This window comes from Altererythrobacter chaiwopuensis, assembly GCF_054957735.1.
The window spans coordinates 241,810-260,982 of sequence record NZ_JBTXJF010000003.1 but is presented as its reverse complement, the minus strand read 5'-3'; the positions used below and the strand labels follow the sequence as shown (position 1 = coordinate 260,982).

General features: G+C 60.8%; 20 protein-coding genes and 1 pseudogene. 4 read left to right on the top strand and 17 right to left on the bottom strand.

Going from position 1 to position 19,173, the window contains the following annotated elements:
- Positions 1-26: 26 nt before the first annotated feature.
- From nuoK to ACX3VQ_RS12650, 13 genes and pseudogenes are all read right to left on the bottom strand, one after another.
- On the bottom strand, positions 27-332 hold the full coding sequence (nuoK, locus tag ACX3VQ_RS12710; RefSeq protein WP_462572289.1) for an NADH-quinone/ubiquinone oxidoreductase subunit 4L family protein: 306 nt from the start codon (positions 330-332) through the stop codon (positions 27-29).
- Positions 329-952 (bottom strand): NADH-quinone oxidoreductase subunit J, encoded by a 624-nt coding sequence (locus ACX3VQ_RS12705; RefSeq protein WP_462581410.1) that lies wholly within the window; start codon positions 950-952, stop codon positions 329-331. The genes nuoK and ACX3VQ_RS12705 overlap by 4 nt, the downstream gene beginning before the upstream one ends.
- A 143-nt stretch (positions 953-1,095) precedes the next feature.
- A complete protein-coding gene (gene nuoI, locus ACX3VQ_RS12700; RefSeq protein WP_462572291.1) occupies positions 1,096-1,584 on the bottom strand; it encodes a NuoI/complex I 23 kDa subunit family protein in 489 nt (162 codons plus the stop codon).
- On the bottom strand, positions 1,581-2,636 hold the full coding sequence (gene nuoH / locus ACX3VQ_RS12695; protein ID WP_462581409.1) for an NADH-quinone oxidoreductase subunit NuoH: 1,056 nt from the start codon (positions 2,634-2,636) through the stop codon (positions 1,581-1,583). Before nuoH ends, nuoI begins: the two co-directional genes overlap by 4 nt.
- Before the next feature lie 133 nt (positions 2,637-2,769).
- The gene (gene nuoG / locus ACX3VQ_RS12690; protein WP_462581408.1) at positions 2,770-4,788 is read right to left on the bottom strand and encodes an NADH-quinone oxidoreductase subunit NuoG; all 2,019 of its coding nucleotides are present in this window, start codon (positions 4,786-4,788) and stop codon (positions 2,770-2,772) included.
- On the bottom strand, positions 4,788-6,083 hold the full coding sequence (gene nuoF, locus ACX3VQ_RS12685) for an NADH-quinone oxidoreductase subunit NuoF (RefSeq protein ID WP_462581407.1): 1,296 nt from the start codon (positions 6,081-6,083) through the stop codon (positions 4,788-4,790). Before nuoF ends, nuoG begins: the two co-directional genes overlap by 1 nt.
- The gene (locus ACX3VQ_RS12680; protein ID WP_462581406.1) at positions 6,080-6,220 is read right to left on the bottom strand and encodes a hypothetical protein; all 141 of its coding nucleotides are present in this window, start codon (positions 6,218-6,220) and stop codon (positions 6,080-6,082) included. Before ACX3VQ_RS12680 ends, nuoF begins: the two co-directional genes overlap by 4 nt.
- Complete coding sequence (gene nuoE, locus ACX3VQ_RS12675) at positions 6,220-6,888, bottom strand: NADH-quinone oxidoreductase subunit NuoE (protein WP_462581405.1); 669 nt, start codon at positions 6,886-6,888, stop codon at positions 6,220-6,222. Before nuoE ends, ACX3VQ_RS12680 begins: the two co-directional genes overlap by 1 nt.
- A 525-nt stretch (positions 6,889-7,413) precedes the next feature.
- Entirely contained in the window at positions 7,414-8,625 is a 1,212-nt protein-coding gene (locus ACX3VQ_RS12670; RefSeq protein ID WP_462581404.1) for an NADH-quinone oxidoreductase subunit D, read from the bottom strand.
- 11 nt (positions 8,626-8,636) lie between these two features.
- Positions 8,637-9,251 (bottom strand): annotated as a pseudogene (locus ACX3VQ_RS12665) (NADH-quinone oxidoreductase subunit C); the annotation flags it as partial.
- Positions 9,248-9,811: a NuoB/complex I 20 kDa subunit family protein gene (locus ACX3VQ_RS12660; protein WP_462572298.1), complete on the bottom strand. Its 564-nt coding sequence runs from the start codon at positions 9,809-9,811 to the stop codon at positions 9,248-9,250. The gene ACX3VQ_RS12660 and the pseudogene ACX3VQ_RS12665, both read right to left, overlap by 4 nt.
- Positions 9,808-10,182 carry an NADH-quinone oxidoreductase subunit A gene (locus tag ACX3VQ_RS12655; protein ID WP_462572299.1) on the bottom strand — a complete coding sequence of 125 codons (375 nt, stop codon included), beginning with the start codon at positions 10,180-10,182 and terminating at the stop codon, positions 9,808-9,810. Before ACX3VQ_RS12655 ends, ACX3VQ_RS12660 begins: the two co-directional genes overlap by 4 nt.
- A 175-nt stretch (positions 10,183-10,357) precedes the next feature.
- Positions 10,358-11,788, bottom strand: coding sequence for a coniferyl aldehyde dehydrogenase (locus tag ACX3VQ_RS12650; protein WP_462581403.1), 1,431 nt, complete (start codon positions 11,786-11,788; stop codon positions 10,358-10,360).
- A gap of 178 nt (positions 11,789-11,966) precedes the next feature.
- Between ACX3VQ_RS12650 and ACX3VQ_RS12645 the strand changes: the two genes are divergently transcribed.
- From ACX3VQ_RS12645 to ACX3VQ_RS12635, 3 genes are all read left to right on the top strand, one after another.
- Entirely contained in the window at positions 11,967-13,166 is a 1,200-nt protein-coding gene (locus ACX3VQ_RS12645) for a thiolase family protein (RefSeq protein WP_462581402.1), read from the top strand.
- Positions 13,167-13,238: 72 nt separating this feature from the next.
- Positions 13,239-13,625, top strand: a complete 387-nt coding sequence (locus tag ACX3VQ_RS12640; protein ID WP_462581401.1) for a hypothetical protein — start codon at positions 13,239-13,241, stop codon at positions 13,623-13,625.
- Positions 13,626-13,662: 37 nt separating this feature from the next.
- The gene (locus ACX3VQ_RS12635) at positions 13,663-14,049 is read left to right on the top strand and encodes a hypothetical protein (RefSeq protein ID WP_462581400.1); all 387 of its coding nucleotides are present in this window, start codon (positions 13,663-13,665) and stop codon (positions 14,047-14,049) included.
- 62 nt (positions 14,050-14,111) lie between these two features.
- Here the strand turns inward: ACX3VQ_RS12635 and ACX3VQ_RS12630 are convergent, their stop codons facing one another.
- Complete coding sequence (locus ACX3VQ_RS12630; protein WP_462581399.1) at positions 14,112-14,582, bottom strand: SH3 domain-containing protein; 471 nt, start codon at positions 14,580-14,582, stop codon at positions 14,112-14,114.
- A 103-nt stretch (positions 14,583-14,685) separates the two neighbouring features.
- Here ACX3VQ_RS12630 and ACX3VQ_RS12625 point away from each other — a divergent pair, with 103 nt between their 5' ends.
- Positions 14,686-15,702: a 2-hydroxyacid dehydrogenase gene (locus tag ACX3VQ_RS12625; RefSeq protein WP_462581398.1), complete on the top strand. Its 1,017-nt coding sequence runs from the start codon at positions 14,686-14,688 to the stop codon at positions 15,700-15,702.
- A 3-nt stretch (positions 15,703-15,705) separates the two neighbouring features.
- On the opposite strand, the gene ACX3VQ_RS12620 is transcribed toward ACX3VQ_RS12625, so the two are convergent.
- From ACX3VQ_RS12620 to prfB, 3 genes are all read right to left on the bottom strand, one after another.
- Complete coding sequence (locus ACX3VQ_RS12620; protein WP_462581397.1) at positions 15,706-17,109, bottom strand: NAD(P)H-dependent flavin oxidoreductase; 1,404 nt, start codon at positions 17,107-17,109, stop codon at positions 15,706-15,708.
- 122 nt (positions 17,110-17,231) lie between these two features.
- A complete protein-coding gene (locus ACX3VQ_RS12615) occupies positions 17,232-17,951 on the bottom strand; it encodes a class I SAM-dependent methyltransferase (protein ID WP_462581396.1) in 720 nt (239 codons plus the stop codon).
- Positions 17,948-19,075, bottom strand: coding sequence for a peptide chain release factor 2 (gene prfB / locus ACX3VQ_RS12610; protein WP_462572310.1), 1,128 nt, complete (start codon positions 19,073-19,075; stop codon positions 17,948-17,950). The genes ACX3VQ_RS12615 and prfB overlap by 4 nt, the downstream gene beginning before the upstream one ends.
- Positions 19,076-19,173: the final 98 nt, after the last annotated feature.

The following is a 19,173-nucleotide window of genomic DNA, read 5'->3' as shown; positions in this document are numbered from 1 at the left end:
CAATGACGGGATTGTGAAGTTCATTTTTACCCCTTCATCTGCGTGGCATCGTCGACCGCGATGGTGCCGCGGTTGCGGAAATAGATGACCAGGATCGCCAGCCCGATCGCCGCCTCTGCCGCAGCCACGGTCAGCACCAGCATGGCGAACACCTGACCGACCAGATCGTTCATGAAGGCGCTGAATGCGACGAAGTTGATGTTCACCGAAAGCAGGATCAGTTCGATCGCCATCAGGATGACGATCACGTTCTTGCGGTTGAGGAAAATGCCCAGCACGCCCAGCACGAACAGGATCGCGCTGACGGTGATATAATGTTCGATGCCAATCACAGCTCGACCCCCTGCCCTACGCCGGGCTGCTTCATCACGGTCGCATCTTCGGGGCGGCGGCGGACCTGCTTGCCGATGTCCTGCCGGGCGCGCGTACCATCCGGGCGCTGGCGATGGGTCAGCACGATGGCACCGATCATCGCCACCAGCAGGATGATGCCGGCCACCTCGAACAGGAAGATATAGCGGCTATAGAGCAGCGCACCGATTGCCTCGATATTGTTCGTACCCAGCGAGGCTGCACCGCTGCCGTCGGGAGTCCCCAGTTTTACCCCGCCCGCGCTCCACGCCACCAGCCCCACGAACAGCTCGAGGAACAGGATCAGCGCCACCAGCAGGCCGAGCGGAAAATTCTTGACGAAACCGGCCCGCAACGCGGCGAAATCGATGTTGAGCATCATCACCACGAACAGGAACAGCACGGCGACTGCACCAACATAAACAATCACCAGCAGCATGGCGATGAATTCGGCGCCAACGAGCACCATCAGCCCCGCGGCGTTGAAGAAGGCCAGGATCAGCCACAGCACGGAATGCACCGGGTTGCGCGACGTGATGACCATCAGCGCACTAGCGATCATCAGCCCTGCGAACAGGTAGAAAGATAAGGTTTGGATCATTTTTCCTTCACACCCCTCTCGTCATCCCCGCGAAAGCGGGGATCCAGAGCGGAGCCAATGCCGCTGGAAGGTGGATTCCCGCTTTCGCGGGAATGACGGTGTTCATGGTATTGACCTTGCCCCTCATCATCTCGCGCGGCCCCCTAACGATACGGCGCATCGGCTTCAAGGTTTGCGGCGATGGCGCGCTCCCACTTGTCCCCGTTGGCCAGCAGTTTTGCCTTGTCGTAAAGCAGTTCCTCGCGCGTTTCGGTGGCGTATTCGAAGTTCGGCCCCTCGACGATGGCATCGACCGGGCAGGCTTCCTGGCAAAAGCCGCAATAGATGCACTTGGTCATGTCGATGTCATAGCGGGTGGTGCGGCGACTGCCGTCTTCGCGCGGTTCGCTCTCGATCGTGATCGCCTGCGCCGGGCATACCGCCTCGCACAGCTTGCAGGCGATGCAGCGTTCCTCGCCATTGGGATAGCGGCGCAGCGCATGCTCGCCCCGGAAACGCGGCGAGATCGGGTTTTTTTCGAACGGATAGTTGATCGTCACCTTGGGCTTGAAGAAATACTTCAAGGTCAGGGCGTGCGCCTTGAGGAATTCCCACAGGGTGAACGACTTGATGAGGTGGAGGGCGGTACTCATCCCAGTTGCCCTCCGAAATGACCGGTTGCCATCAGATATCCGGAAATCAGCACCACGAAGATCAGGCTCATCGGCAGAAACACCTTCCAGCCAAGACGCATCAGCTGGTCATAGCGATAGCGCGGCACGGTCGCCATCACCCAGCTGAACATGAAGAAGAACAGGAATGTCTTGCCCAGGAACCAGATGATGCCCGGCACATAATAGAGCGGCGCCCAGTCCACCGGCGGCAGCCACCCGCCGAAGAACAGCAGCGTGTTGAGGCTGCACATCAACAGGATGTTGGCATATTCACCGAGCCAGAACAGCGCGAAGCTCATCGAACTGTATTCGGTCTGGTAGCCAGCTACGAGTTCCGATTCCGCTTCGGTCAGGTCAAACGGCACGCGCGCTGTTTCCGCCAGCGAGGAGATGAAGAACACCACCCATATCGGGAACAGCAGCAGGTTGAACCAGTAGCCATTGACGAAGCCAAGCCCGTGGCCGCGCTGACCCTCAACGATTTCGCTGAGGTTGAAGCTGCCCGCCCACAGCACCACGCAGATCAGGATGAAGCCGATCGAGACCTCGTAACTGATCATCTGCGCAGCCGAACGCATGGCAGAGAAGAAGGGGTATTTCGAGTTCGAGGCCCAGCCCGCCATCACCACGCCGTAAACCGACAGCGAGGAGATCGCGAGGATGTAGAGCAGGCCGACGTTGATGTCTGCCAGCACCACGCCCGCGTCAAACGGGATTACTGCCCATGCGGCCAGCGCCACGGTGAAGGTGACGATCGGCGCCAGGATGAAAATGCCCTTGTTCGCCGCCGAGGGAATGATGGTTTCCTGCAGGAACACCTTGAGCCCGTCAGCAAAGCTTTGCAGCAGGCCGAATGGGCCGACCACGTTGGGTCCGCGCCGCAGATTGATCGCCGCCCATACCTTGCGATCGACATAGATGATCATCGCCACCGCCAGCATCAAAGGTAGCGCGATCAGCAGAATGCCGCTGATCGTGGCGATGAACCACGCCCATTCATAGGGCATCCACTGCTCAAAGAAGGCGGTCATTGCGCGCCCCCCTCGTCATCGCGAGGAGCGAAGCGACGCGGCGATCCACTGCGCAGGTCAATGGATTGGTTGGCCTCTGGCCGACTTCGTCTCGCTTCGCTCGCAATGACGACCGAAAGGTTGCGCTTGGTCCTCATTCCGCCGCCTCCTTCAGCTCGTCGCCGTGGAGCAATTCCGCCGAGCATTGCTGCATCACCGCGCTGGCGCGGGCGATCGGGTTGGTGAGGTAGAAGTCCTTGATCGGATAAGTATCAATCACGCCATCTGCCTTGGCGCCTGCAGGCGCAGCGGGCAGCGGGCCGTAATCGGCCAATCCTTCTTCGCCCAGCGCGGGCACTTCCTTGATCATTGCCGCCTGCAATTCGGCGAAGCTGTCAAAGCCAACAGAGACGCCCAACGCATCGGCGAGCGCACGCAGGATCGTCCAGTCTTCGCGCGCATCGCCCGGCGCGAACACGGCCTTCTCGGCGAATTGCACCCGGCCTTCCGTGTTGACGTAGGTCCCGTCCTTTTCGGCATAGGATGCAGCAGGCAGCACGATGTCGGCCGCATGTGCGCCCTTGTCGCCGTGATGGCCGATATAGACCTTCAGGCTGTCAGCAAACGGTTCGAAATTCATCTCGTCCGCGCCGAGGCTCAGCAGCACCTTTGGCTTGGCCTTGGCGATATCCGCCATGCCGCCCTTCTGCGCAAAACCAAGCATCAGCCCGCCCATCCGCGCTGCCGAGAAGTGGAGCACGTTGAAACCGTTCCAATCGCCTTTGACGACACCGAGCTTGTCGGCAGCGGCAAGGCCGGCGTGGAGCGCGCCGCGCGCAATCGCCGCACCGCCCATGATGATCGCGGGACGTTCCGCCTCGTTGAAATGCTCGACCAGGTCGCCTGGCAGGTCCGACAACAGCGAGAGATCACTGCCCAGGAAGGTCACGTGATAGGTCGGCTCCCAGACCGGCCCGATGATATAGATCCTGGCGCCGCGTTTCGCCGCCTTGCGCAGGCGCGTGTTCACCAGCGGCGCTTCCCAGCGCACATGGCTGCCCACGATCAGGATGGCGTCGGCTGTCTCGATGCCCGCAAGCGTCGAGTTGAAATTGACCGCAGCGAGGTTCGACACATCATAATCCATGCCGGTCTGGCGGCCTTCGATCAGGCTTGAACCGCACGCCCTCAGCAACGCCTTCGCCGCGAACATCGTCTCGCAATCGACCATGTCGCCAGCGACAGCCGCGATGCTCGATTTTTCCTTGCCTTTCAGCTGCTTGGCGATCGCTTTGAAGGCTTCGTCCCAGGTCGCCTCGGCCAGCCCGCCGCGCTTCCTCATGAACACCTTGTCGAGCCTGCGCTTGCCAAGGCCATCGACCATGTAGCGGCCCTTGTCAGACAGCCACTCCTCGTTGACGTCATCGTTGATGCGCGGAAGCGCGCGCATGACTTCGCGCCCACGGCTGTCGAGCCGGATATTGGTGCCCACCGCGTCCGAAACGTCGATGCTGAGCGTCTTCTTCAGCTCCCATGGGCGCGCCTCGAAGGCATAGGGGCGGCTGGTAAGCGCGCCGACCGGGCACAAATCGATCACATTGGCGGAGAGTTCATGCTTCGCCGCCTGCTCCAGATAGGTGGTAATCTGCATGTCTTCGCCGCGGCCAAGCGCGCCGATTTCGTCAACGCCCGCGATTTCCTCGCTGAACCGCACGCAGCGTGTGCAGTGGATGCAGCGGGTCATGATCGTCTTGATCAGCGGGCCCATGTATTTCTCGGTCACCGCGCGCTTGTTCTCGTGATAGCGGGAACCGCCGCGACCATAGGCAACCGCCTGATCCTGCAGATCGCATTCGCCGCCCTGATCGCAGATCGGGCAATCGAGCGGGTGGTTGATGAGCAGGAATTCCATCACCCCTTCCCGCGCGGACTTGACCATCGGGGTGTCGGTGCGGATTTCCTGGCCTTCCTGTGTCGGCAGGGCGCAGCTCGCCTGCGGCTTGGGCGGGCCGGGCTTCACCTCGACCAGGCACATGCGGCAATTGCCCGCGATGCTCAGCCGTTCGTGATAACAGAAGCGCGGGATTTCCTTCCCCGCCAGCTCGCACGCCTGCAGCACGGTGGCGCCTGCGGGAACCTCGATTTCCACGCCGTCTACGGTGACTTTAGGCATTATTCCGCCGCCTCCGCGAATTTCGCGTTATGCTCATGAATCCGCCGCTCCAGCTCCGGCCGGAAGTGGCGGATCAGGCCCTGAATCGGCCATGCCGCCGCATCGCCCAATGCGCAGATGGTGTGGCCTTCGACCTGCTTGGTCACCTGCTGCAGCATGTCGATCTCCTCGATCGCCGCATCGCCGGTGCGCAGCCGCTCCATCACGCGCCACATCCAGCCCGTGCCCTCGCGGCAGGGGGTGCACTGGCCGCAGCTTTCGTGCTTGTAGAAATAGCTGAGGCGGGCAATCGCACGAACGATATCGGTCGATTTGTCCATCACGATCACGGCTGCGGTGCCAAGGCCCGAACCCACTTCGCGCAGCCCGTCAAAATCCATCGGCGCGTCCATGATCTCGCTTGCGGGGACCAGCGGAACCGATGAACCGCCGGGGATCACCGCGAGCAGATTGTCCCACCCGCCGCGAATGCCGCCGCAATGCTTCTCGATCAATTCGCGGAAGGGGATGCTCATCGCTTCCTCGACCACGCAGGGCTTTTCGACATGGCCGCTGATCTGGAACAGCTTGGTGCCCTTGTTGCCATCGCGCCCGAAGCTGGAGAACCACGAAGCCCCGCGCCGCAGGATCGTTGGCGCGACCGCGATGCTCTCGACATTGTTGACCGTGGTCGGGCAGCCATAGAGGCCCGCACCCGCCGGGAACGGCGGTTTGAGGCGCGGCTGGCCCTTCTTGCCTTCCAGGCTTTCGATCATCGCGGTTTCTTCGCCGCAGATGTATGCGCCCGCGCCGCGGTGCATGAACACGTCGAAATCGTAGCCGCTGCCGCTGGCGTTTTTGCCGATCAGCCCCGCCGCGTAAGCCTCGTCGATGGCCGCCTGAAGCGTTTCAGCCTCGCGGATATATTCGCCGCGGATGTAGATGTAGGCCGCGCGCGCGCGCATGGCATAGCCGGCAACCAGCGCGCCTTCGATCAGCTTGTGCGGATCGTGGCGGATGATCTCGCGGTCCTTGCAGCTACCCGGTTCGCTCTCGTCGGCATTGATAACGAGGAAGCTGGGGCGCCCGTCGCGGCTTTCCTTGGGCATGAACGACCATTTGAGCCCGGTCGGGAAACCCGCCCCGCCCCGCCCGCGCAGGCCCGATTCCTTGATCTCATCGATGATCGCGTCCTGCCCGCGTTCGAGCAGCGCCTTGGTATTGTCCCAGTCGCCGCGCGCCTGCGCCGCCTTCAGGTTCCATGGCTGGAACCCGTAGAGATTGGTGAAAATGCGGTCCTTGTCGGCGAGGGTCACGCGAAACCTCCCTGCGAGAATAGCCAGGCCGTGCCGACCAGCAAGACCGCGATCAGGGCGAACTTGATGATACCGGTCAGCACTTTCCAGGCGACGAAGGTGAGCACCAGCGCGATGACGATTGCGGAAATCCCCATCACCAATCCCCCCGGTAATCGTGGTTTTCGCTGACCATTTCCTTGAGAGTGGTCGGCCCGCCGCTGGGCTCGGAGGTGTGCCGCCCCGGCTCCTGCGTGCCGGTTTTCGGCTGTTGCCCGGCATCCAGCGCATCAAGCACCGCGTCGAGCCGTTCGGGCGTCAAATCCTCGTAATTGTCATCATTGATCTGGACCATTGGCGCGGTGGCGCAATTGCCCATGCATTCGACTTCGGTGAGCGTCCACATGCCGTCATCGGTGGTGTGCCCCTTTTGCATTCCGCGCTTCTTGCAGGCCGAGATGATATCATCGCTGCCGCGCAGCATGCACGGCGTGGTGCCGCACACCTGGACGTGGAATTTGCCCACCGGAACAAGGTTATACATGAAGTAGAAGGTCGCGACTTCGAGCACGCGGATCACCGGCATGTCGAGATATTGCGCCACGTATTCGATCACCGGCAGCGGCAGCCAGCCCTGCGTCTGCGTTTCTTCGCCGACCTGACGCTGGGCAAGGTCGAGCAGCGGCATGACGGCGCTGCGTTGGCGGCCCGCAGGGTATTTGGCGATATGCCAGTCCGCCTTCTTGCGGTTCTCGTCCGTGAAAGCGAACGCGCCCCAGCGTGCGCGCAGTTCGGGGGTGTCGGGTGCTGGCGATCTGTCAGCCATTCTGCGAATCCATATCCATAACCGTCACCCCGGACTTGATCCGGGGTCCAGCTTTCTTCGTTACCGCTAGCCCTTTTTCGCACTGGATTCCGGCCTTCGCCGGAATGACGGGATGGAATACATGCCTCACCGGTCACACTCCCCGAAGCGTTTCGTCATTGCGAGCCTCGCAAAGCGAGGCGCGGCAATCCAAGGTCGGACTCTGGATTGCTTCGCTACGCTCGCAATTACGGGTGCGGGGGAACGGTCAGCCATTGGTAGCAAGCCTCTTCCGATAGAGCGCGTCAGAACCGTTTTCCCGAACGAGGCGAATGCGCCTGTGTAGAAGGGCCAATGCAATTGGACCGGCTGCGAAAACCAACATCATTAGGAAACCGATCAAGGCGACTGAGGCCCAGACTACGCTGGTTACGAACACAGTTGTCCAGAACAATCCCCACATAAGGCAAGCCGCTTCAAAAAGCCTCGACGGCTTGCGGGTTTGATACCGCTTGTGAGCAAACCGCCAAAAAGCTCCTTCCAAGCTCACCGGTCACACTCCCCGAACACCACGTCGATTGCGCCGAGGATGGCGGTCGCGTCGGGCAACATGTGGCCCTTGCACATGAAGTCCATCGCTTGCAGGTGCGAGAAGGCAGTGGGGCGGATCTTGCAGCGATAGGGCTTGTTGCTGCCGTCGCTGACCAGATAGACGCCAAACTCGCCCTTGGGGCTTTCGGTCGCCACGTAAACTTCGCCCGCAGGCACATGGAAGCCCTCGGTATAGAGCTTGAAGTGGTGGATCAGCGCTTCCATGCTCTGCTTCATCTCGGCGCGGTTAGGCGGCGAGACTTTGCCGTCAGTGTTGGCGATGGGGCCCTGCGGCATTTCCGCAAGGCACTGCTTGATGATTTTCGCGCTCTCGTAAACTTCCTTCACGCGCACCATGAAGCGGTCATAGCAGTCCGAATTGGTGCCGACTGGAACGTCGAACTCCATCCGGTCATAGACATCGTAAGGCTGGCTCTTGCGCAGGTCCCAAGGAACGCCAGCAGCGCGGATCATCGGGCCGGAAAAGCCCCAGGCAATCGCATCGTCGCGGCCAACCACCGCGATATCGACATTGCGCTGCTTGAAGATACGGTTGTCGATCACCAGGCTCATCGCATCGCCGAACAGTTCGGGCAGGCGCGTGTCGACCCAGTGGCCGATATCGACCAGCAGCTTTTCGGGCACGTCCTGATGCACGCCGCCGGGGCGGAACCAGGCGCTGTGCATGCGCGCGCCGCTGGCCCGCTCGAAGAAGTTCATGCAGTCTTCGCGCAGCTCGAACACCCACAGATTGGGCGTCATCGCGCCGACATCCATCACATGCGCACCGATGTTGAGCATGTGGTTGGAAATGCGCGTCAGTTCGGCGAACAGCACGCGCAGATATTGCGCGCGGATCGGCACTTCGAGATTGAGCAGCTTCTCGATCGCCAGCACATAGGAATGTTCCTGGCACAGCGGAGAAACGTAATCGAGCCGGTCGAAATAAGGTAGCGCCTGAAGGTAGGTCTTGTGCTCGATCAGTTTTTCGGTGCCGCGGTGGAGCAGGCCGACATGCGGATCGATCCGTTCGATCACCTCGCCGTCAAGCTCCATCACCATGCGCAGCACGCCGTGTGCGGCGGGATGCTGCGGCCCGAAATTGATCGTGTAATTGGTGATGACTTCATCGCCGGTGGTGGGCGATTCCTCGAGCTGGATGCTCATGCCTTGCCCTCCTCAGCCTTCTCATCGCCGGGCAGCACGTATTCTGCGCCCTCCCACGGGCTCATGAAGTCGAATTGCCTGAGGTCCTGCGCCAGCTCGACCGGTTCATAGACGACGCGCTTTTCCTCTTCGGAATAGCGCAGCTCGACATAACCGGTGAGCGGGAAGTCCTTGCGGAAGGGGTGCCCTTCGAAGCCGTAATCGGTGAGGATGCGGCGCAGATCGGGGTTGCCCGCAAACTTGACGCCGTAAAGGTCGAACACTTCGCGCTCGAGCCAGCCGGCATTGGGCCACAGCGTAGTGACCGTGGGCACCGGCGTAGCCTCGTCAGTCGAGAGCTTCACCATCACGCGGTGGTTCTTCGTGAGCGAAAGCAGCATGTAAACGACTTCGAAGCGTTCGGCGCGGTCAGGGAAATCGACCCCGGCAATCTCCATCAACTGCTGGTATTGGTGCTCGTCACGCAGCAACCGCAGCACGTCTTCGATTGCCGCGCGCTTCACGTTAATAACGATCTCGCCATGCTCTTCGCTGGCGGACACAGCCATGTCACCGAGCACTGCGACCAGCGCGTCGCGCACACCTTCGTTGGTGGCGAATTTCGGGGCGGAATGGAGGATGCTCACCGCTCTATCGTCCCGATCCGGCGGATCTTGCGCTGGAGTTGCATCACGCCATAGAGCAGGGCCTCGGCCGTGGGCGGGCAGCCGGGCACGTAGATGTCGACCGGCACGATCCGGTCACACCCGCGCACCACCGAATAGCTGTAATGGTAATAGCCGCCGCCATTGGCGCAGCTGCCCATACTGATCACATATCTGGGTTCCGACATCTGGTCATAGACCTTGCGCAGCGCCGGGGCCATCTTGTTGCACAGCGTGCCCGCCACGATCATCACGTCCGACTGGCGCGGGCTGGCGCGCGGGGCAACGCCGAAGCGCTCCATATCATAACGCGGCATATTGACGTGGATCATCTCGACCGCGCAGCAGGCCAGGCCAAACGTCATCCACCACAGGCTGCCAGTGCGCGCCCACTGGAACAGATCCTCTGTGCTGGTGACAAGGAAACCCTTGTCGTTCACCTCGGTCTGCAAAGCATGGAAATAATCAGCATCGGGCTGGCGGACCTCGCCGCCCTTGGCAGCCAGCGGAAGCGTGTTCGGTGGAGTGATGATAGTGCTCATTCCCAGTCCAGCGCCCCCTTCTTCCACTCATAGGCGAGCCCGATGGCCAGAATGCTCAAGAACACCATCATGCCGATCCAGCCTGCCCAACCCGTTTCACCCAGGCTCACGGCCCATGGAAACAGGAAGGCCGCCTCAAGATCGAAGATGATGAAGCTGATCGCGACCAGGTAAAATCGCACGTCGAACTGGCTGCGCGCATCATCAAAGGCGGGAAAGCCGCATTCATATTCGCTCAGCTTCTCGGCATCGGGCTGGTGCGCCCCGGTCAGCCGCGCCACGCCCATCGGCAGGAACACGAACAGCGCCGACAATCCCCCTGCGATGAACAGAAAGATCAGGATCGGAAGATATTGGCTCAGATCAACCACAAAGGAATCCTAGCGGGCATAGTCTGGCCGCGCCTCTAGGCTGCTCATTTCATCAGCGCAAGGGCACGAATCGTGTAATTCATAGCATGCGCATGTCGTTTGGTGCGATCAACCGCACGCAGCGCCTTGCTTGGACAAATGTAAGCACGCACGGCGTTATGGATCGGCCACCAGCCTATTTCATCATTGTCGCGGCGGCCTTTTCGGTTGCCTTTCCATAGGGCGGCTTGAACCCGCCCAGCTTGGCGATGTCGATCTTCGGCTGGTGATAGACCGCGCGGGCGTGGCTGAATTCGCGGAAACCCTCGATCGAATGGTAGCTGCCCATGCCCGAGGGGCCGACCCCGCCAAACGGCAGATCTTCCATCGAAACGTGGAAGATCACGTCATTGGTGGTCACTCCGCCGGAGATGGTCCTGGTCAGCACGCGCTCCTGCTCGGCCTTGTCCTCGCCGAAATAGTATAGGCCCAGCGGGCGATCATGCTCGTTCACATAATCGAGCGCCTCATCGATCTGGCTGTAGGTTTTCACCGGCAGCACAGGGCCAAATATCTCTTCCTGCATCACCTTCATCTCGTCAGTGACATTGCGCAGGATGTTGAGCGGCATCTTGCGTATGTTGGCATTGGAGAAATCCTCACCGCCGGGGTTTACCTCGATCACTTCAGCGCCTTTCTCGCGCGCATCCTCGACCAGGCCCTGGAGCCGCTCGAAATGGCGGTCACTTACGATCGAAGCATAATCGTCATTCTCCAGCAGCGCGGGATACATGTTGCGCACGCCCTGGCTGACCCCGGCAATCGCTGCATCCTCCATGTCCTGCGGTACATACATATAGTCAGGCGCCAGGCAGATTTGCCCGGCATTCATCATCTTGCCCAGCGCGATGCGTTCGCCCGCCTTGGCGAAATCCGCGCTGCGACCCATGACGACCGGGCTCTTGCCGCCCAGTTCAAGCGTGACCGGCACCAGATTGGCCGCGGCAGCCTCCATCACGCGGCGCCCGGTAGCGGTCGATCCGGTAAAGACCAGATGATCGAAAGGCAGCGACGAGAATGCCGCCGCTACTTCCGGGCTGCCGGTGATCACCGCCACTTCATCAGGAGTGAAATATTCGCTGACCAGTTCCTTCATCAGCAGGGAAGTGCGCTCGGTAAATTCGCTTGGCTTGATCATCGCCCTGTTGCCCGCAGCCAAAACCTGCATCAACGGTCCAAGCGCCAGCTGCACGGGGAAATTCCACGGCGAAAGGATCCCGATGACCCCCTTGGGTTCATAACGCACTTCAGCCCTGGCGCCGAGCAGGCCCAGGGGAAACTGCACCTTGCGTTTGCTGGTCCTGGCCCATTGGTCCATATGCTTGAGCGCATCCTTGCCTGCGCTTACCGTTGCGGCGATATCGGTCAGCATCGACTGGTGCATGCTGCGATTGCCGAAATCCGCGCTCATCGCCTTGGCCAGATTCTCGCCGTGATCCTTGACCATTGCCATCGCCCGCTTGATGCGGTCCTTGCGCATGCTCATAGGCTCGGGCCGTGAAGCGGTGAAAGCTGCGCGCTGTAGCTTCAGGATACGTTCCATTTCCTCGCGGCGATCGTCAGCCATTGTTCTCTCCTGTAAAATTGCACGCATCTGGGTTGCGATTTGCCATCGGTTCTTGCGCAACCGCGCCTGCATGACAAGCTAATACGTATGCCGATGCGTTCGTGCGTTTGCCTTTGCCGCATCGCAGCATTAGATCGCAAAGCGAATCTTCCCCCCTCTTCCACCCGAGGACAAAGCCATGACCCAGTTTTCTGCCGCCGATCCGATCGTAATCCTGTCTTATGCGCGCACGCCGATGGGCGGCATGCAGGGTGCACTGGCCGATGTTTCGGCCACCGATCTTGGCGCGACTGCGGTGAGGGCCGCTGTCGAGCGTTCTGGTGTTCCGGGCGAGAAATTCGACCGCGCCTATATGGGCTGCGTCCTGCCCGCCGGCCTGGGCCAGGCCCCGGCGCGCCAGGCTGCGCTAAAGGCAGGGCTGCCCAAGTCGGTCCAGGCGACCACCGTCAACAAGGTATGCGGCAGCGGCATGCAAACCGTGATCATGGGCGCAGAGGCGCTCGCCAGCGGTACGATCGACTATGTCATTGCCGGCGGCATGGAAAGCATGACCAACGCACCCTACCTGCTCAAGAAGCACCGCTCGGGCGCGCGCATCGGACATGACACCGCCTATGATCACATGTTCCTTGACGGGCTGGAGGATGCCTATGAGGAAGGCCGCGCGATGGGCACCTTTGCGCAGGACACCGCCAACGCCTATCAGCTCACGCGCGAAGACATGGACGGTTATTCGATCGAATCGCTTCGCCGCGCGAACGAAGCTATCGCCAGCGGCGCCTTTGCCGATGAAGTCGTGCCGGTCAGCTTCGCCACTCGTGCCGGTGAAGTAACCGTCGATACCGACGAGCAGCCCGGCAAGGGCAAGCCCGACAAGATCCCGACACTGCGCCCTGCCTTTGCCAAGGACGGCACGATTACGGCTGCAACCTCGAGCTCGATCTCGGACGGAGCGGCAGCGGTTGTGCTCACCCGCGAAAGCATGGCGAAGGAAAATGGGCAGAAACCGGTAGCGAAGATCGTTGCCCTGGCGGCGCATGCGCAGGAACCCAAGGACTTCACCGTTGCCCCGGTGGGCGCGATCCAGAAAGTGCTCGATCGCGCAGGCTGGACGACCGACGATGTCGACCTGTGGGAAGTGAACGAAGCCTTTGCCTGCGTGGCGATGTTCGCGATGCGCGACATCGGCATCCTGCACGAGAAGATCAACATCAATGGCGGCGCGACCGCGCTGGGCCACCCGATCGGTGCGAGCGGCACCCGCATCATCGTGACGCTGCTCAATGCGCTCAAGCGGCAGGGCAAGACCCGCGGCGTGGCATCGCTGTGCATCGGCGGCGGCGAAGCGACTGCGGTTGCAGTGGAACTGGTTTCCTAACGTCGCATTTCTCTGTCTCGAATTTGTGTGGTATCTCCGCGCGCGGGTCGCGTGATTAGGGAGATTCACGCAATGAAGAAACTCATCGTCGCCACTGCCGTATTGGCGCTGGCCGCTTGTGCGGAACCGGCAACCGAAGAGGCTACGCCGGTTGCTGAAGAGACAACTGCGCCTGCCGCCAATGAAGGGCCGGGCACCTTTGAAGTAACCTATGCCGATGGTTCGGTAGGTACTGTCACTACAACCGAAGAAGGCACCTTTACCGCCATCCTTGGCGATGAAACGGGCAGCGGAACTGTCACCGAGCAAGACGGCAAGCTCTGCTTCGACCCTGAAGGCGACGACCCCGAACAGCCGACACGCTGCTGGACAAACAGCGAAGTGGGCGAAGACGGTAGCTGGACTTCTACTTCAGACGACGGCGAAACCGTAACCGTACGGCCCGCACCCTCGGCCTGATTGCAGGTTCCCGCGATAACTAGGAAAGGAATTTTCGATGCGAAAACTCTTGACACTTGCCAGCGTCCTCGCGCTGGCGGCCTGCTCGGAAGCGGAGGCTCCAGCACCTGAACCTACCGAAGAAGCCGCGATGGCGCCAACCGCCATTGATGGTGGCCCGCTTGCTGCCACTTATAACGTCGTTGGGCCAGACGGGGCTGCCTCAGTCTGGATTCTGGCCGAGGACGGGACCTTTACTTTGACCGCCGAAGGGGTCGACCCGGTCACGGGCACATACACATCCGAAAACGACGTGTTCTGCGCCGATCCCGATGGCGAAGATGCGGCCGCAATCTGCTACACACAGGCGATCGCTGAGGGTGGCACATGGACATCCACTGATCCTGATGGTGCCACATCAACGGTCACGCGCGCGGCTGAATAAGCCTCACCGTCAAGGAACTGAAGTGGGCGGTCCTGCGGGGTCGCCCATTTCACATCCCCAACTCAGGGTTCCCCCACGCCCCATAGCCGATCCTCGCGGATCCAGCCCTCACGCCCCCCGACGTCAATCATGCACCAGCCCGCTTCGCACTTGCCTAGCCTGCCGACTACACCGGGCTTGGCATTCCATTTGAGCTTTGCCCCGGCTTGCGGCGCTTCGCGGATGGCAGCGAGGCCTTCACCGATTACCAATGCGGAGCGAGCGGGATCGAGCAACCGCGCCACGATCCATCCCTGCGCCCCGTCCGGATCGCTGACGAGCCGCCAGCCTTCCTGGACCCGGATTACCTTAACTGGCAGCCCCTGCCGCTTGTAGATCCACTCAATCGGATAGTCCTGGCTTGGGCCAACCCGCATGTTGACCTCTTCGGCACGGATCGATGCCCAGTAAGGGACATCGCGCGTCTGGGCTTCAACTACCCCCGGCGTGGCGAGAAAAAGCGTCGCAAACAAGGCTATTATGGCAATGCGCATGAGCAACCGCATACAGCGTGACCATGCCCCGCTTCAAGCACGCTTTGGGTTAGTTTCGCACAAGCGCTTGACCGCCCCGCCTTTGCCGTCCTAGCCCGCAAACATGGCTCAAGACACGGCATCCCCGCGCAAACCGATCGACCATGCTCCAAAGGTGATTGTGACCCGTCACCTGATGCCCTCGGTCGAACATCGCATGCGCGAGCTGTTCGATGTGAAGCTGAATGAAGGCGACGTGCCATTTACGCGTGACCAGCTCATCGCTGCGATGCAGGAGGCCGATGTGCTGGTTCCAACAGTGACCGACCGCATCGATGCCGAAATGATCGCGCTGGCGGGCGACCAGCTCAGGCTGATTGCAAGCTTCGGTTCGGGAATCGAGCATATCGATCTTGGGGCAGCCGCCAAACGCAAGATTATCGTCACCAATACGCCGGGCGTATTTACCGACGACACCGCCGATCTCGCCATGTGCGGGATCATCGGCGTGCCGCGCCGCATCCGCGAAGGCGTGGGGCTAGTGCGCAGCGGAAAATGGACCGGCTGGGCGCCGTCGGGAATGCTTGGCCGCAGGCTTGGCGGTAAAGTGCTGGGCATTATCGGCATGGGGCGGATCGGGCAGGCTGTTGCGCATCGCGCGCGCGCATTTGGGCTGGAGATTGCCTATACCAACCGCAAACCTTTGCCCGAAGCGATTGAGCGGATGCTGGGCGCGCGCTTCGTTCCCGATGTGGATAGCCTGGTTGCCGAAGCAGATATTCTGACCCTGCATTGTCCGCTTACGGAGGAAACGCGCGGGCTGATCAATGCGCGGCGTATTGCCCTGATGAAACCCGGTTCCTCGATCATCAACACTGCGCGCGGCGAACTGATCGACCAGGAAGCGCTGATCGCTGCGCTCGAGAGCGGGCACCTTGCCGGTGCCGGGCTCGACGTCTATCCAGACGAGCCCCATGTCGACAAGCGGCTGCTGAAGATTCCCAATGTGATGACCCTGCCGCACATCGGCAGCGCCACAGCCGAAGGGCGCGAAGCCTCCGGCGAAAAGGTGATCGCCAATATCCGTTTCTGGATGGATGGCCATCGTCCACCTGACCAGGTGCTCGAAGCTTTGGTCTAGGCTTCAATCCCCGGTCAGTATCCGGTCAACCAGTTCCTTCACCGTGGGGGTGAAATTGTTCGAATAGAACGGATCCTGCTTGAAGCGATAGGCTGAGTGCCCCGCAAAGGCGAGATTGTTGTCCGGGTCGCCGCCATGCGCGATATCCTGCAGCGTCTTCTGGATGCAGAAGCTTCGCGGATCGGCCAGCCTTCCGGTGGTGTGATCGTCATGGTCCTTCCAGCTGCTGAACTGGCAGTGGCTGAGGCAACCCATGCAGCCCTGCTGGTCGGCACGGATCTGCTCGGCACTTTGCGGAGTGACGAAAACCACGGTGTTGTCGGGCGTCTTGAGCGGTTCGCTGAAGCCTTCGGCGATCCAGGCCAGCGCCTTACGTTGGTCGCCCGGGTGGACCCAGAAATATTTGGCCTTGCCGTGATCGAGCAGCGGGACGGTGCCACCCTCCTCGTCTCGCTTGAAGATTGGGATCTGGCGATCGCTACGATGCATCAGATCGTAGAGAAATGGCGTCTTCACCGCGCTGGAATAGAAGCCGGTGGGGCTGAACTTGTGCAGCAGCACATCGCCCGGTTCGACCGTACGCAGCATGTCTTTCCACACCTGCGGGATCGGGCTTTCCTTGGTCAGCAAAGGCCGCGTGCCGAACTGGAACACGATCTTGCCGAGCTCGGGATTATCGATCCAGTCGTTCCATTCGCGCAGGAACCACACGCCGCCGGCCATGACGATCGCAGTGTCCTCGCTAACACCCTCGGCGCGCATGGTTTCGCGCAGGGCCTTGACGCGCGGATAGGGATCTTCCGGTTTCGTCGGATCCTCGGCATTGGAGAGACCGTTATGGCCGCCCGCCAGCCATGGGTCTTCATAAACCACCGCAGCCATGAGTTCGGGCACTTTGGAATAGCTGCGCTTCCACAGCGCGCGGAAGGCGCGGGCAGAGCTGATGATCGGCAAGTAGTTGACGTTATACCGAGCCGCGATTTCGGCCAGCTTGTAAGGCATGCCCGCACCGCATGTAACGCCGGTGATCAGGCCTTTGCAGTTCTCCAGCACGCCCTCGAGGACCTGCTGGGCACCGCCCATTTCCCAAAGCACATTGATATTGATTGCGCCTTTGCCGTCGGCGATTTCATGAGCGCGTTTCACCTGTGCGGTCGCGCCGTCGATGGCGTAACGGACGAGCTGCTCGAAACGTTCTTTACGGGTCGCCTGCGGATAAACCTGCGGGATCGGATTACCGTCATCGTCATAGCTGTCGGCATTGACTGCACTGACCGTGCCAATTCCGCCCGCAGCAGCCCATGCGCCCGAACTGGCGTGATTGGTTGCCGATACACCTTTGCCGCCTTCCACCAGCGGCCAAACTTCGCGCCCACCATAAATAATTGGGCTTAATCCCTTAAACAATGAATTGCTCCCCTCGAGCCGCGCGGTCTTTCGCGCACCATAAGTTTTTCCGGTCTTAGACCATTAACGGCCCGTATGTTTAGTTGTTTCTGACCATCCGCTGCGCAAGCACCCTCAACCCGCTATGGCCGCATTGAACAAGGGCGGATTTCTGACGGTTCAGGGCGTTTTTCAGCTCGCTCGAAGCGGGCAAAATAACCGCGAAGGTCAGGCTTCTCGATAAACTCGACCAAACGAAAACCCACAGCCTTGAACTCGCATGACAAAAGCAGCGGCGGAATCCCGTGCTTATCGGTCGGGCGATCGGAATCGACCACTATGACTTGCCCGCCTTCTGCCAACGCCGGCCACAGCCGCCACAGGAAGGCATAGGGTTCTGTTACCTCGTGGTACATATGGACCAGGAAAATGCGGTCAAAACTGTCTGCCGGTAGTTGCGGATCGTCTTCCCGCCCCAGCTTGATCGACACATTATCCAGCCGCTCGCGTTCAACCCGCTGGCCAAGCCGGTCAAGCGCTTCGCGGTCGATATCCTGCGCCAGCACTCGCCCGTCCTCGCCCACGCGTTCTGCCAGGCGAATAGTATAATAGCCCTCGCCAGCGCCAATATCCGCCACGGTCATGCCATTGGTGATTCCGGCCAGATCCATCACCTCTTGGGCTTCGCCTCGCTCATCGCGAGCGTCTTCGGTCGAGAACTGGTTGGCGGTGACACCGGAAACCGGCCGATCGGCCTGCGGGAATTCGCGAGACGTCTCGGGTCGCTCGTCACCCTGGCCCAGCGGTTCGCAGCCGGCCAATCCCGCCAGTACCGCGAGCGAAAGGAATGCTGTGCGCATCATTCGACGTCGTCCACCTCAACCTTCTCGCCGGTGACGCGCTGCGCCAGCGCGGCGGAAATGAAATCATCGATCGCACCGTCAAGCACCGCATCGGGATTGGTCGAGATCACGCCGGTGCGCAAATCCTTCACCATCTGATAAGGTTGCAACACATAGGACCGGATCTGGTGGCCCCATCCGATATCGCTCTTTTCCTGATATTCGCCACTGGCCGCAGCTTCGCGTTCGGCCATCTCACGCTCGAACAACCGCGCCTTCAGCATACTCATCGCAGTGGCGCGGTTCTTGTGCTGGCTGCGGTCGTTCTGGCTGGCGACAACTATCCCGGTCGGCTGGTGGGTTATCCGCACGGCAGAATCGGTGGTGTTGACATGCTGTCCGCCCGCGCCAGACGCGCGATAGGTATCGATCTTGAGATCGCTCTCGTTGATCTCGATCTCGATATCGTCATCGATCACCGGATAGACCCAGACCGAACTGAACGAAGTATGGCGGCGGGCACTACTGTCATAGGGGCTGATGCGAACCAGGCGGTGGACCCCGCTTTCGGTTTTGGCATAGCCATAGGCGTTCTCACCCTTGATCAGCAGCGTGGCCGACTTGATCCCGGCTTGATCGCCCGCCTGATATTCAACGGTTTCAACCTTGAAGCCGCGCCGCTCGGCCCAGCGCGCATACATGCGAAACAGCATCTCGGCCCAATCCTGGCTTTCAGTGCCACCTGCGCCGGCATGGATTTCCAGGTAGGTGTCATTGCCGTCAGCCTCGCCTGAAAGCAGCGCGTTGACCTTGTCTGCGTCAGCACGCTCGGCCAGCCTGGCCAGGCTTTGCAGTCCTTCCTCGACAATGGCGCCTTCGCCCTCGGCCTCGCCCATCTCGACGAATTCGACCGCGTCAGCCATCTCGGCGGAGATATGCCTTACAGTATTGATGGCGTTCTGGAGCAGTTTCTGCTCGCGGGTTATGGCCTGGGCCTGCTTGGGATCGTCCCACAGTTTGGGATCCTGTACACGGGCGTCCAGTTCATCGAGGCGGCGCAGCGCACGATCCCAGTCGAGCGACTGACGCACAAGATCAAGCGCTGCTTCAATGCGGTCGATGTGAGCCTGCCCCTCGGCACGCATAATTCTTCCTTCGTCAAAATGAGCAGACGCGCTTAGCGGACCGCATGTGATTGTAAAGCGGCCAGGGCACGCAGATGCTGGCCCCGGGCGCAACCGCG